This window comes from Krasilnikoviella flava (assembly GCF_900167525.1).
In the GTDB taxonomy this organism is placed as follows: domain Bacteria; phylum Actinomycetota; class Actinomycetes; order Actinomycetales; family Cellulomonadaceae; genus Isoptericola; species Isoptericola flavus.
The window spans coordinates 350623-363033 of the sequence record NZ_FUZQ01000008.1 but is presented as its reverse complement, the minus strand read 5'-3'; the positions used below and the strand labels follow the sequence as shown (position 1 = coordinate 363033).

Below are 12411 nucleotides of genomic sequence, written 5' to 3'. Positions count from 1 at the left end.
ATGAACGCGTGGAACCCGACCGACCGGACCCCCTTGCGCCGCCGCGCGGCCTGCCGCAGGGACGTGTCGATCACGCCCCGCTCACGCACCGGTGCGGGCTGGGAAAGAGTCGGGGCGCTCATCGGTTGTCTCCGGAGTAGTGGACCCAGGCGTTCGAGGTCTTGAACAGGATCGCGGTGATCACTCCCACGACCACGACCAGGACCCACGCCATGGCCGAGGCGTACCCCATGTCGAACTGGGCGAAGCCCTTGATGTACAGGTACAGCGTGTAGAACAGCGTCGAGTCCGCCGGACCACCCGTGCCGCCGGAGATGATGAACGCCGACCCGAACACCTGGAACGCGCCGATCGTCTCCAGCAGCAGGTTGAAGAACAGCACCGGGGACAGCATCGGGATCGTGATCCGCCAGAACTTACGGATCGGGCCCGCACCATCGACCGCGGCCGCCTCGTACAGCTCGCCCGGGATCTGCTTCAACCCGGCCAGGAAGATCACCATCGGGGCGCCGAACGTCCACACCGCCAGCAGCACGAACATCGGCATCGTCTTGGACGGGTCACCCACCCAACCCCCGGCCGGCAGCCCGAACAGCTGCCCGATCCGGTCCACGATCCCGTTGTCGATGAACATCGCCTTCCACACGATCGCGATCGACACCGAAGCACCGATCAACGAGGGCGCATAGAAGATCGACCGGTACGCACCCTGACCCCGGTGCCTCATGTTCAACACCATCGCCACGGCCAACGCCGCCGCCAGCTTGATCGGCGTCCCGACCAGCACATAGATCGCCGTCACCCGCGCCGACGTCCAGAACCGCGGGTCCTCGAACAGCTTCGTGAAGTTCTCCAACCCCACCCACGACGGCGGCCGGAACAAGTCATAGTCCGTGAACGCCAGATACAACGACGCCACCATCGGGAACGCCGTCAACACCACGAACCCCACCAACCACGGCGACAAGAACGCGAACCCCGCCCCGACGTCACGGCGGCGGGAGCGAGGGCTTCGGGGGCTGCTGGCGCGGGTGGGCGCGGCGGAGGTGGCCGCCGGGGCCGTCTCACCGGTCACTGTCACGTGGTCCGTCTTTCTGGGTCGTCATCGACACAGCGTCTTCGTCGACACGCCATGGTCGAGCAGTGGTGCAACGTTGCGATCTAACGTTGGATCACGATGAACTACCGCAGCGCCTCCCGTCAAGGGGCGGCGCGCAGCTCCGTCGGTCCCGGTGGTCCGGGTCGCGACGGCAAGGGGGACGAGTGGACGAGGACGGCACGGCGAGCGCACCGAGCGCACCGAGCGCACCGAGCGCACCGAGGCATGGCGCCGCGACGGGGAAGCCGCCGGGGGTCAAGGACGTCGCGGCCGCCGCCGGGGTGTCGTGGAAGACGGTCTCGAACGTCGTCAACGGCACCGGCCGGGTGGGTGCGGCGACGCGCGAGCGGGTCGAGAAGGTCATCGCGGACCTCGGGTACCGCCCCAGTCTCGCGGGGCGCCAGCTGCGTCAGGGCCGCACCGGGATCCTCGCGCTGGCGGTGCCGCAGATCGACTCGCCGTACTTCTCCGCGCTCGCCCACGAGACGATCGAGGTGGCGGCCGCGCGGGGCTACCGGGTGCTCATCGACGAGACCCGGGGCGACGCGGACGCCGAGCGGCTCGTGGCGCGCGGGTTCGACGTGCGGCTCATCGACGGCATCGTCTTCAGCCCGCTGGACCTGAGCCTCGGCGACGTCGACGAGCTGCGGGGCAGCACGCCCATGGTGCTGCTCGGCGAACGGCCCTGGAACCCCGGCGGGTCGCTGGCCACGGACCACGTGAGCATCGACAACGTCGCCGCGGCACGCGAGGCCACGCGCCACCTGCTGGACACCGGCCGGCGGCGGCTGGCGTTCCTGGGCGCGGAGCCCGGGGTGCCCGCGCGCTCCGGTGCCCCGCGCCAGCGTGGCTTCGTCGAGGAGCTCCGCGCGGCTGGACTCGAGGTGCGCGACCCATGGCTGCTGCCGGTGGCGGACTACAGCCGGCGCTCCGGAGCGCGTGCCGTGGAGGAGGTGCTCGCCCGCGTGGGCGAGATCGACGGGCTCGTGTGCGGCAACGACCTGCTCGCGCTCGGGGCGATGCACGTGCTGCGCACCAACGGGGTGCGGGTGCCCGAGGACGTGGGCGTGGCGGGCTGGGACAACACCGAGGACGGCCGGTACGCCAACCCCGGTCTCACGACGATCGCGCCGGACGTGCGGGGTGTGGCCGAGGCCGCCCTCGACCGCCTCGTGGCGCAGGTGGAGCAGGCCGGGGGTGCGCCCGAGGACGTCGTGGTGCCGCACCGGCTCCTGGTCCGGGAGAGCACCCGACGCCCCTGAGGGTGGTACAACGTTGCGCTTCTGGTGGCACCGAGGTTGAATCACCCCGGACCAACGACCACCCCGACCGCGACGGAGCAGCCGCCATGGCAGACCCGCACCACCTCACGCACCTCGACCCTCCTTCCGCCCCGACCGCCGCAGGCCTGCCGCGGCCGGAGTACCCGCGCCCGCAGGTGGTGCGCGACCGGTGGCTCAACCTCAACGGTCAGTGGGGGTTCGAGGTCGACGCCGGTGACTCCGGGCTGGAGCGGGGCCTGCGCGAGCGCCCGCTGTCGGGGTCCATCACCGTCCCGTTCGCCCCGGAGTCCGAGCTGTCGGGGGTGGAGAACACCGACTTCCTCGAGGCGGTCTGGTACCGCCGCGAGGTCACGGTCCCCGCGGACTGGACCGACGTCGCCGGCGAGGACACGCACGTGCTGCTGCACTTCGGCGCTGTCGACCACGACGCCACGGTGTGGGTGGACGGCACCGAGGTGGTGCGCCACCGCGGCGGGTTCTCGCCGTTCACCGCCGACCTGTTCGGGTTGGCCGCGCCGGGCGACACGGTGACCGTGGTCGTGCGGGCCCGCGACCCGCGCGACGCCCGCCAGGCCCGCGGCAAGCAGGCCACCTGGTACGCCAACACGCACTGCCAGTACACGCGCACCACCGGCATCTGGCAGACGGTCTGGCTGGAGCCGGTGGCCGGGGTCCACCTGCGCCGCCCGCGCGTCACGCCGCACGTCGCGAGCAGCGCGTTCGACGTCGTCCTGCCCCTGTCGGCGAACCGTGCCGGGCACACCGTGACCGCCACCCTCACGGACGAGCGGGGCGTCGTCGCCACCGCGGGGGCGCGGGCCGACGTCGACCTGGCGCCGTCGCTGCGCGTCGTCGTCCCCGAGGATCGCGTGCGCCTGTGGGCGCCGGAGGACCCGCACCTGTACGGCCTGCGGGTGGAGCTGCGCGACGGCGCCGGCGAGCTGGTGGACGCCGTCGACTCGTATGCCGGCCTGCGCTCCGTGGCGATCGACGGGCGGGCCGTCAAGATCAACGGCCGCGCCGTGTTCCAGCGGCTGGTGCTCGACCAGGGCTACTGGCCCGAGTCGCTCATGACGGCGCCGTCCGACGCCGCGCTCGTGCGCGACATCGAGCTGGGGCTCGAGGCGGGCTTCAACGGCGCCCGCCTGCACCAGAAGGTGTTCGAGGAGCGCTTCCTGTTCCACGCCGACCGGCTCGGCTACCTCGTGTGGGGCGAGTTCGGCGACTGGGGGGTCAGCGGGCAGGGCCGCGTCGGCCACAACCAGCAGCCCACGGCGTCGTTCACCACGCAGTGGCTCGAGGTGCTGGAGCGCGACCACTCCCACCCGTCGATCATCGGTTGGTGCCCCCTCAACGAGACGCACCAGAACCTGCACGACCGGCTCACCGTGCTGGACGACGTCACGCGCGGCATGTTCCTCGCCACCAAGCTCGCCGACCCGTCGCGGCCCGTCGTCGACGCGAGCGGCTACGCGCACCGTGTGCTCGAGACGGATGTCTGGGACTCGCACAGCTACGAGCAGGACCCGGAGACCTTCGCCCGCGACATGGCCGGGCTCGCCGACGGCAAGCCCTGGGAGAACCGGCGCGACGACGGCGCCACGCTGTCCCAGCCGTACCGGGGGCAGCCGTACTTCGTCTCCGAGTACGGCGGCATCTGGTGGAACCCGGAGGCCGCGGCCGCCGCGGCGGGCAACGACGCCGCCGAGTCGTGGGGGTACGGCCAGCGCGTCGCCGACGAGGAGGCGTTCCACGCCCGCTTCCGCGGGCTCACCGACGTGCTGCTCGGCGACCCGCTGATGTTCGGCTACTGCTACACGCAGCTCACCGACGTGTTCCAGGAGCAGAACGGCGTCTACCGGTTCGACCGGACCGAGAAGCTCGACGTCTCCCGGGTCCGCGAGGTGCAGCAGCAGGTCGCCGCCGTCGAGGAGGCCGACCGGGCCACGGCCTGACCCGACGACGGCCTGGGGCGGGCTACTTGTCCCAGGCTGTCGTGGGCGGCAGCCCGCGGGCCGCGCGCTCCTCGTTGAGCAGCGTCTCGACGAGGTCCCGCTTCGCCGCCGTGTACTCGCGTCCGTCGGTGAGCGTGGCCGCGAGCCGGGTCTTCAGGTCCCCGTACCGGCGCCGCGCGGTCGCGTCGTGCCGCAGCTTGTCGCGGAACAGCCGTTGCGGGCAGGTGTCCCACCCGTCCGCGGCGAAGACGTGCAGGATGTGGGTGCGCTCGCCGTCGCTCTCCCGTACGTAGACGCCGTGGTTCTTCGGCCCCCGGGCGATCCGCCAGTACGCGAGCGTGGCGACGTCGTCCGCCAGCGCGAACGGGTCGACGCCCGGGGCGGCGCGGGCCGCGAGATCGAGGATCGGCTTCGCCACGAGCCCCGGCACCGCGGTGCTGCCGATGTGCTCGAGCTCGGTGATGTGATCGCCCAGAGCGGCGCGGAGCCGGGCGGACTCGGCGCGGAACTCGTCCGCCCACTCGGGGCGGTGGGCAGCCAGCGTGATCATCGTGCCGAGCGCGGGGCTGACCGAAGCAGCAGTGCCTTGCGTGGGTCGCGCACCAGCCCCGCGCACAGCCCGACGACGATTGCCACGACGACCTCCCGGGGTTCGCCGGCCGTCACCGCGGCCGTCGCGTCGACCCTAGCCGAGCGCCCGTCGACCTCGCGGCCGGCGTTCGTCGCCCCGGACACGGGAGTGGCAGGATCACTCCGTGCTGAGGGGCGACCGCCTCGTGCCGGTCGTTTCCCCCTGATCTCCGGTCGTGCCGCCAGCGTGCGGGCGACCCGCTACCCCCGCGCCCGAAAGGTGTCCCGATGACCCCGAGCAGTGTTGCCCCCCGTCTGTCCGCCGTGCCCGGTCCGGGGGCCGAGCTCGACCAGGTCCTGGCCCTGACGTCGTCCGAGCCGGTGTGGCGGCTGTCCTCTGACGGGTACCGGGCCGAGGCCGCCCAGCAGCAGTACCGGCCGGAGTGGACGTGGGCCGCCTGGGGCCCGGACGGCCAGGTCCTGGCCCGCGCGCTGTGGTGGGGGCAGAGTGACAGCGAGCACCCGCTCGCGCTCGACTGCCTCGCGGTGGCCGACGGCGTCCCGGCCGGCGACAGGGCGCCGTTGGCGGCCGCGCTCCTCGACGCCGGGCACCAGGCGTTCCGCGAGGCCGGCGCGGAGGCTCCTCCCCTGTACAACCTCATGAAGCTGCCCGGTGCGTGGCGGGGAGACCCGGCGTACGTCGCCGCCGTCGCCTGGCGTCAGGCCGCGGCCCGTCGTGCGGGCCTGGGTCTCGAGGTCGAGCGGCTGCAGTTCGAGTGGACGCCCGAGGCGCCGCTGCCAGCCGCACCCGAGCGGCTGGTGTTCTCGCCCGAGCCGGACGACGAGGTCTTCCTCGAGGCGATGCTGCGGGTCGCCGAGGGTTCGCTGGACGCGCACACCCGCGAGAGCGAGGCGGCCCACGGGGCGGAGGCCACCGCCCGCGAGAGCCTGCAGTTCTACCTCGACCGGCCCGGCAAGCGGGAGTGGTGGCGCCTCGCGCACACCGCGGACGGCGTCCTCGCCGGCCTCGCGATCCCGTCGTCCACGCCCTACGCCCGCAACGTCGGATACCTCGGCGTCGTCCCGGAGCTGCGCGGCCACGGCTACGTGTCGGAGATCCTTGCCGCCATCACCCGCTTTCACGCGGCAGACGGAGCCGAGCGCGTCACCGCCACGACCGACCTCGGGAACCACCCGATGGCGGCGGCGTTCGCCCGCGCCGGATACCGGAACACGGAGGTCCGGCTTATCCTGTCGGCGCCGGCGGAGTAGCCCGCGACGTCCCCGTCAGCCCGATCGACCGCAGCTCCGACGACGAGGTGACCAGGCTGTGCCCGACCCCACCGTGCTCCACCCGATGCCCGAGCACCCGCGCGTCGTCCTGCTCAAGCCGCTGGTGACCTCGCCGCTCGTCGACGTCGGCGACTTCTCGTACTACGACGACCCGGACGACCCGACGGCCTTCGAGTCGCGCAACGTGCTCTACCACTACGGCCCGGAGCGGCTCGTCATCGGCCGGTACTGCGCGCTCGGGACGGGCACCCGGTTCATCATGAACGGCGCCAACCACCGCATGGACGGACCCTCCACCTTCCCGTTCCCCACCATGGGCGGCGCGTGGGCGGAGCACTTCGACCTGATCACGGGCCTGCCCGGACGTGGCGACACCGTGGTCGGCAACGACGTGTGGTTCGGACACGGCGCCACCGTCATGCCCGGGGTCCGCATCGGCCACGGCGCGATCGTCGCCGCCGGTGCCGTGGTCACCCGCGACGTCCCGGACTACGGCATCGTCGGTGGCAACCCCGCGGGGCTCCTCCGCACCCGGTACGACGCCGACGACGTCGCGCGGCTGCTCGCGGTGGCGTGGTGGGACTGGCCGGTGGAGCACGTGACGGCGCACGTGCGGACGATCATGTCGGGAACGGTCGCCGAGCTCGAGGCGGCGGCGGCGCAGGTCGGCCGCGCCGGGGAGACGGCCTAACCCAGCGCCGACAGGCCGAAGGCGGTGGCGAAGCCGAGCACGGTGACCAGGCCGGTCACGGGCCCGCCGAACTCGCTGGCCTCGGGGATCATCGTGTCCACCAGCATGGTGAGCAGGGCACCGGCGGCGAATGCCTGCACCACGGCGATGGTCACGGGGTCGGCCGTACCCAGCACCGCGTACCCGACTCCCGCGGCCACGGCGGAGACGAGGGTGGTGCCGCCCCAGAGCAGGGCCAGCCGGGCGGTGGACGTACCGGCCTGGCGCAGCCCGACGGTGGCGGACATCGCCTCGGGCAGGTTGGAGATGAACACCGCGGCGAGCACCGCGACGCTCACCCCGCCTCCGCCCACCAGCGTGGAGCCGAGCACGACGGACTCCGGGATGCCGTCCAGCACCGTGCCCAGCGCGATGGCGCTTCCCGAGCCCTCCGCCTGGACCCCGGTGGACCGCTTGCGGTCGCGGCCGCCGCGCCGGTCGATGAGCAGGTCGCCGACGTAGAACGTCAGCGCCCCGGCGGCCAGCCCGGCGAGCAGCACCCAGCCGTTCGCGGACCGCGACGCGTCCTCCACCAGGTCGTACGCGACCGCGCTGATGAGCACGCCCGCGCCGAACGCCATGATCAGGCCCGTGAGCCGGCGGCTCGGCGTCCGCCACAGCACCAGCCCCGCGCCGATGAGCAGCGACGAGCTGCCGAGCAGCCCCCACCAGAACCCCGCCATGCGGTCATTGGACCAGCCCGGGCCCACGGCCGCCCGGCGGGCGCCGCCGCCACCGCGGATGTGCGCCGGCCGCGACGAGGGGAGGATCACCGCATGGATCTGCAGGAGCTCGCCCGCCCGGCACTCACCTCACCGGCCCGCACGATCGGCCGGGTCGCCCTCGGCCTGGCGCTCGCGGGCGCCGGCGTCACGCACCTGACCGTCGCCCGCGAGGAGTTCCGGGCGCAGGTGCCCGCCTGGTTCCCCGTGGACGAGGACGTCACGGTGCTCGCGTCCGGCGTCGTGGAGATCGTGCTGGGCGGGTCGCTGGTCGTGCTTTCCCGGTGGAAGGTCGCTGTGGGGCTGTTCGCCGCCGCCTTCTTCGTCGTGATCTTCCCCGGGAACGTCGGGCAGTGGCTGGAACGGAAGGACGGCTTCGGTCTCGACACCGACGGCAAGCGCCTTGCCCGGCTGTTCTTCCAGCCGGTGCTGGTTGCGCTCGCGCTGTGGTCGACCGGGGCCGCCGGTGCGCTGCGGCGGGCTGCGTGGGGCTGAGGGAGCGGTCGGGCCCGCGTCAGGTGGCCGCCCCGGTGACCACCGGGCACGTCGCCAGGTGGTCGTCCACCAGCCCGCAGGCCTGCATCGCGGCGTACGCCGTCGTCGGGCCGAAGAAGCGGAAGCCCTCCTTCTTCAGCGCCTTGGCGAGGGCGACCGACTCCGGCGTGCTCGCGGGCACGTCCCCCGCGCCGAGCCGGAGCTCGCGGGCCGGGGGAGCGAACGACCAGAACAGCTCGTCGAGGGTGCGGCCGCCGTCGTGCAGGGCCAGCACGGCGCGGGCGTTGCCGATGGTGGCCTCGATCTTCTGCCGGTTGCGGATGATCCGGGCGTCGCCGAGGAGCCGCTCGACGTCGTCCTCGTCGAGGGCGGCGACGCGCTCGGGCTCGAAGTCGAGGAACACCTCCCGGAACGCCGGGCGCTTGCGCAGCACGGTGATCCACGACAGCCCGGACTGGAAGCCCTCCAGCGCGATCCGCTCGAGCAGCTCGGCCTCGCCGTGCACGGGCACGCCCCACTCGGTGTCGTGGTAGGCCTCGTACAGGGGGTCGCCGTCGCCGAAGCAGCGGGCGGCGAGCGTGGTGGTCGTCATGCCCCCCAGCCTGCCCGCCGGCCCCGACACTCCCAGCCGTCGTCCACAGGGGCCGCCGGGCCGCCGGGTCTGGGGGCAGGCTCAGCGCTGCGCGGCGCCTGCCAGCGTCCGCCAGGCGTCCTACTCGGCGAGGCGCCCGTGATCAGCCAGGTCCTCGTCCCGCCGGCCGCCCCGGTCATCGCTGCCCCGCAGGTCGCACGACGATCTCGTTGACGTCCACGCCCGCCGGCTGCGCGACGGCGAAGGACACCGCCGCCGCGACGGCGTCGGCCGGGATCCGCTCGGCGCGGTAGCCGACCATGAGCTCGGCTGCGACGGGGTCCGTGATGTGGTCGGCCAGCTCGGTGTCGACCACGCCGGGGGAGACGGTCGTGACGCGGACGGCGGGGTCCGACTCCTGTCGGAGCCCCTCCGTGAGCGCCCAGGCGGCGAACTTCGTGGCCGAGTAGACCGCGGAGGTCGGGGACACCTCGTGGGCCCCGACCGACGCGACCGTCACGACGTGCCCCGACCCCTGCTCGCGGAAGTGCGGCAGGACGGCCGCGACACCGTGCAGCAGGCCGCGCACGTTGACGTCGAGCATCCGGTCCCACTCGTCGACGCGCAGGGCGTCGAGCCGGGACAGCAGCATGACGCCGGCGTTGCCGACGAGGACGTCCAGGCGGCCGTGCGCCCGGACGACGTCGTCCACGACGTCCGCGAACGCGGTGTGGTCCGTGACGTCCAGGGCGCGTGCCTCGGCCGAGAGCCCGTCGGCGCGGAGCGCGGCGACCACCTGGTCGAGGCGGTCCGAGCGCCTGGCGGTCAGCACGACGTGGTGCCCGTCGGCGGCGAGCCGGCGCGCCGTCGCCTCGCCGATGCCGGAGCTGGCCCCGGTGACGAGGACGACCCGGGGGCCGCCCTCCTGCGTGGTGTCCGTGGTGGGTGTCGTCATGCCGTCCACGATCCGCGGGCCGTGGGCGGCGAGGAAGGCAGCGCTGCGCCTGGGAGCGGCGCACCCAGGCTGGCGCGCGCCTCCCGACCTAGGCTGGCCGCATGCCCGAGAACCTCCTGGGCGACTACCTGCGCGCCCGTCGTGCCCAGGTCAGCCCCGCCGTCGCCGGCCTCCCCACCTTCGGCACCCGGCGTGTGCCCGGCCTGCGCCGCGAGGAGGTGGCGACGGTCGCGGGCGTCAGCGTCGACTACTACGTGCGGCTGGAACAGGGGCGCGAGCGGCACCCGTCGGCGCAGGTGCTCGACGCCCTGGCCGACGCGCTGCGCCTCGACACGGACGCACGCCAGCACCTGTTCCGGGTCGCCGGCCTGGGCCCGAGCCTGTCACGGGGTGCCGCGCCGGAGCGTGTGGACCCGGAGCTGCTGCGACTGATGGACATGTGGACCGACAACCCGGCGATCGTGCTCGGCCGGGCCTACGACGTGCTGGCCGCCAACCGGCTCGCGTACGCCCTGTTCGAGGGCTTCGTGCAAGGGCCGAACCTGCTGGCGAAGGTGTTCCTCGACCCGGGCGCACGCACCTTCTATCCCGACTGGGACCGGGTGGCCGCCTCGACGGTGGCCGGGTTCCGGGTGCTGCACGGCACGTGGCGCGGGGACCCGCGCATCGCCGAGGTGCTGGCGTCGGCGCGAGCCCGCAGCCCGGAGTTCGAGGAGCTCTGGGCGCGGCACGACGCGCGGGGCAAGCGGCTGGAGAGCAAGCGGTTCCGGCACCCCGACGTCGGGGAGCTCACGCTGCGGATGAACGCCTTCGACGTGAAGTCCGCGCCCGGGCAGGAGCTGATCGTCTACCACGCCGAGCCGGGCACGCGCGCCGCCGAGGCGCTGGTGCTCCTCGGCACGCTCGCGGTGACGGCCGTCAGCCCTTGACCGACCCGGACATCAGCCCGCCCATGAAGTACCTCCCCAGCAGCACGTACACGAGCAGCGTGGGCAGCGACGCGAACAGCGCGCCCGCCATCGAGACGCCGTAGTCCTGCAGCAGCGCGCCGTTGGCCAGGTTGTTGAGCGCGAGGGTGACGGGGCCGTTCTGACTGGAGGAGAAGAACACGGCGAACAGGAAGTCGTTCCACGCGGACGTGAACTGCCAGATGAGCACGACGACGAAGCTCGGCACGGAGATCGGCAGCACGATCCAGGCGTACGTGCGCAACATCCCCGCGCCGTCGACGCGCGCGGCCTCGATCAGCTCCTGCGGCACGGTCATGTAGTAGTTGCGGAAGATCAGCGTCGTGATGGGGATGCCGTAGACGACGTGCAGCAGGATCAGCGACGGGACGCCGCTCGGCACGCCCAGCCCCAGCACCAGCTGGTTCAGCGGGATCATCACCGCCTGGTACGGGATGAACATGCCGAAGAGGATCAGCGTGAACACCAGGTCGGCGCCCGGGAACCGCCACCGCGACAGCACGAACCCGTTGAGCGACCCGAGGAACGCCGAGATCAGGGCCGCCGGCACCACCATCTGCACGGTGCGCGCGATCGCGGGTGCGAGGGTGCTCCACGCCGTCTCCCAGTTGGCGGTGGTCCACACCTGCGGCAGGTTCCATGCCCGGGTGGGCGCGGCGTCGCCCGGGCCCTTGAAGCTGGTCACCAGCAGCACGTACACCGGCACGAGCACCACGAGGACGAAGAGCAGCAGCACCACGTAGCGCAGCGTGCGGCCCACGGTGAACCGGCTGCGCGGCGCCGTCCGCCCCAGGTCGACGGGGCGCCCGGCCTCGGCCTCGACGACGGAGGTCATCGTCGTCCCTGCCGGTGCGTGTGCACGAGGTACGGCACGATCACGACGGCCACGATGACCAGCAGGATCGTGCCGACGGCGGCCGCGTTCGCGTAGTCGAACGCCGACTTGAACACGTACATGTCCACGGCGGGCACCTTGGTCTGGTAGTTCGCCGGCTTGGAGATCGACATGATGAGGTCGAACGCCTTGAGCGACATGTGGCCGATGATGATGAGCGCCGACAGCGCGATCGGCGACAGCTGCGGGAACAGCACGTGCCGGTACAGCTTCCACTCGCTGGCGCCGTCCACGCGGGCGGCCTCGCGCAGCTCCACGGGGATGCCGCGGAAGCCTGCGAGGAACAGCGCCATCACGTAGCCCGACAGCTGCCAGATCGCGGGGATCGCGATCGCGACGATGCCGACGGACACGTTGTTCCACCAGTTGTTCTGCAGCGCGTCCAGCCCGATCATCTGGAACAGCCGGTTGAGTCCCGACGCCTGCTCGCCCTGGTTGGAGTTGAGCAGCCACCGCCACACCACGCCCGAGGCGATGAACGAGACCGCCATCGGGAACAGGTAGACCGACCGGAAGATGCCCTCGCCGCGCAGCGGCTTGTCGAGCAGCCAGGCCCAGGCGAACCCGATGACCATCGTGCCGACCAGGAACACGACCGTGTACAGCACGAGGTTCGTCAGGGAGTGCTGGAACTCCTCGCTGCCCAGCAGGTCGAGGTAGTTGCGCAGCCCGACGCCCGTCGTGGGCGCCTGACCCGTCGCCTGCGCGGCCGTGTGGTTGTCGGTCGTGGACTGCCGGGTGTTCGCCACGATCAGGCCGTAGACGAACACCCCCACCAGGATCAGGGAGGGCAGCAGCAGGAGCAGGGGTGCCCCGGCGCGGCGGACCGCCCGGCGCACCCCCGCCCGCCTGCGCGTGGCGGTGGGCATCGCCGC

13 protein-coding genes are annotated in these 12411 nt (G+C 72.7%); 6 read left to right on the top strand and 7 right to left on the bottom strand.

The window, feature by feature from the left end; all coding sequences use genetic code 11:
• Positions 1-118: 118 nt before the first annotated feature.
• Positions 119-967, bottom strand: coding sequence for a carbohydrate ABC transporter permease (locus B5Y66_RS21520; RefSeq protein ID WP_245807282.1), 849 nt, complete (start codon positions 965-967; stop codon positions 119-121).
• Positions 968-1263: 296 nt separating this feature from the next.
• On the opposite strand from B5Y66_RS21520, the gene B5Y66_RS21515 reads away from it, so the two are divergent.
• A complete protein-coding gene (locus B5Y66_RS21515; protein WP_079576656.1) occupies positions 1264-2361 on the top strand; it encodes a LacI family DNA-binding transcriptional regulator in 1098 nt (365 codons plus the stop codon).
• 86 nt (positions 2362-2447) lie between these two features.
• A complete protein-coding gene (locus tag B5Y66_RS21510; protein WP_079576655.1) occupies positions 2448-4337 on the top strand; it encodes a glycoside hydrolase family 2 protein in 1890 nt (629 codons plus the stop codon).
• A gap of 22 nt (positions 4338-4359) precedes the next feature.
• Here B5Y66_RS21510 and B5Y66_RS21505 read toward each other — a convergent pair whose 3' ends face one another.
• Positions 4360-4887 (bottom strand): GrpB family protein, encoded by a 528-nt coding sequence (locus B5Y66_RS21505; RefSeq protein ID WP_079576654.1) that lies wholly within the window; start codon positions 4885-4887, stop codon positions 4360-4362.
• A 308-nt stretch (positions 4888-5195) separates the two neighbouring features.
• Here B5Y66_RS21505 and B5Y66_RS21500 point away from each other — a divergent pair, with 308 nt between their 5' ends.
• Positions 5196-6179 (top strand): GNAT family N-acetyltransferase, encoded by a 984-nt coding sequence (locus B5Y66_RS21500; RefSeq protein WP_217700868.1) that lies wholly within the window; start codon positions 5196-5198, stop codon positions 6177-6179.
• A 58-nt stretch (positions 6180-6237) separates the two neighbouring features.
• On the top strand, positions 6238-6891 hold the full coding sequence (locus B5Y66_RS21495) for a CatB-related O-acetyltransferase (RefSeq protein ID WP_245807277.1): 654 nt from the start codon (positions 6238-6240) through the stop codon (positions 6889-6891).
• Here B5Y66_RS21495 and B5Y66_RS21490 read toward each other — a convergent pair.
• Positions 6888-7613 carry a ZIP family metal transporter gene (locus tag B5Y66_RS21490; RefSeq protein WP_079576652.1) on the bottom strand — a complete coding sequence of 242 codons (726 nt, stop codon included), beginning with the start codon at positions 7611-7613 and terminating at the stop codon, positions 6888-6890. The two genes, B5Y66_RS21495 and B5Y66_RS21490, sit on opposite strands and share 4 nt — an antisense overlap.
• Before the next feature lie 93 nt (positions 7614-7706).
• Here B5Y66_RS21490 and B5Y66_RS21485 point away from each other — a divergent pair, with 93 nt between their 5' ends.
• A complete protein-coding gene (locus tag B5Y66_RS21485; RefSeq protein WP_079576651.1) occupies positions 7707-8147 on the top strand; it encodes a DoxX family protein in 441 nt (146 codons plus the stop codon).
• A 19-nt stretch (positions 8148-8166) separates the two neighbouring features.
• Here the strand turns inward: B5Y66_RS21485 and B5Y66_RS21480 are convergent, their stop codons facing one another.
• Both B5Y66_RS21480 and B5Y66_RS21475 read right to left on the bottom strand, forming a co-directional pair.
• The gene (locus tag B5Y66_RS21480) at positions 8167-8739 is read right to left on the bottom strand and encodes a DNA-3-methyladenine glycosylase I (RefSeq protein WP_079576691.1); all 573 of its coding nucleotides are present in this window, start codon (positions 8737-8739) and stop codon (positions 8167-8169) included.
• A 175-nt stretch (positions 8740-8914) separates the two neighbouring features.
• Entirely contained in the window at positions 8915-9673 is a 759-nt protein-coding gene (locus B5Y66_RS21475) for an SDR family oxidoreductase (RefSeq protein WP_079576650.1), read from the bottom strand.
• Between the two features lie 101 nt (positions 9674-9774).
• On the opposite strand from B5Y66_RS21475, the gene B5Y66_RS21470 reads away from it, so the two are divergent.
• On the top strand, positions 9775-10602 hold the full coding sequence (locus B5Y66_RS21470; protein WP_079576649.1) for a helix-turn-helix domain-containing protein: 828 nt from the start codon (positions 9775-9777) through the stop codon (positions 10600-10602).
• On the opposite strand, the gene B5Y66_RS21465 is transcribed toward B5Y66_RS21470, so the two are convergent.
• Together B5Y66_RS21465 and B5Y66_RS21460 are read right to left on the bottom strand one after the other, a co-directional pair.
• Positions 10592-11476 (bottom strand): carbohydrate ABC transporter permease, encoded by an 885-nt coding sequence (locus tag B5Y66_RS21465; RefSeq protein ID WP_079576648.1) that lies wholly within the window; start codon positions 11474-11476, stop codon positions 10592-10594. The genes B5Y66_RS21470 and B5Y66_RS21465 overlap by 11 nt on opposite strands.
• A complete protein-coding gene (locus B5Y66_RS21460) occupies positions 11473-12405 on the bottom strand; it encodes a carbohydrate ABC transporter permease (RefSeq protein WP_079576647.1) in 933 nt (310 codons plus the stop codon). Before B5Y66_RS21460 ends, B5Y66_RS21465 begins: the two co-directional genes overlap by 4 nt.
• Positions 12406-12411 lie beyond the last annotated feature (6 nt).

Coding starts and splice junctions, on each gene's coding strand:
- B5Y66_RS21510 (WP_079576655.1), top strand. CDS start 2,448: ATGGCAGACCCGCACCACCTCACGCACCTCGACCCTCCTTCCGCCCCG.
- B5Y66_RS21505 (WP_079576654.1), bottom strand. CDS start 4,887: ATGATCACGCTGGCTGCCCACCGCCCCGAGTGGGCGGACGAGTTCCGC.
- B5Y66_RS21500 (WP_217700868.1), top strand. CDS start 5,196: ATGACCCCGAGCAGTGTTGCCCCCCGTCTGTCCGCCGTGCCCGGTCCG.
- B5Y66_RS21490 (WP_079576652.1), bottom strand. CDS start 7,613: ATGGCGGGGTTCTGGTGGGGGCTGCTCGGCAGCTCGTCGCTGCTCATC.
- B5Y66_RS21485 (WP_079576651.1), top strand. CDS start 7,707: ATGGATCTGCAGGAGCTCGCCCGCCCGGCACTCACCTCACCGGCCCGC.
- B5Y66_RS21480 (WP_079576691.1), bottom strand. CDS start 8,739: ATGACGACCACCACGCTCGCCGCCCGCTGCTTCGGCGACGGCGACCCC.
- B5Y66_RS21475 (WP_079576650.1), bottom strand. CDS start 9,673: ATGACGACACCCACCACGGACACCACGCAGGAGGGCGGCCCCCGGGTC.
- B5Y66_RS21470 (WP_079576649.1), top strand. CDS start 9,775: ATGCCCGAGAACCTCCTGGGCGACTACCTGCGCGCCCGTCGTGCCCAG.
- B5Y66_RS21465 (WP_079576648.1), bottom strand. CDS start 11,476: ATGACCTCCGTCGTCGAGGCCGAGGCCGGGCGCCCCGTCGACCTGGGG.
- B5Y66_RS21460 (WP_079576647.1), bottom strand. CDS start 12,405: ATGCCCACCGCCACGCGCAGGCGGGCGGGGGTGCGCCGGGCGGTCCGC.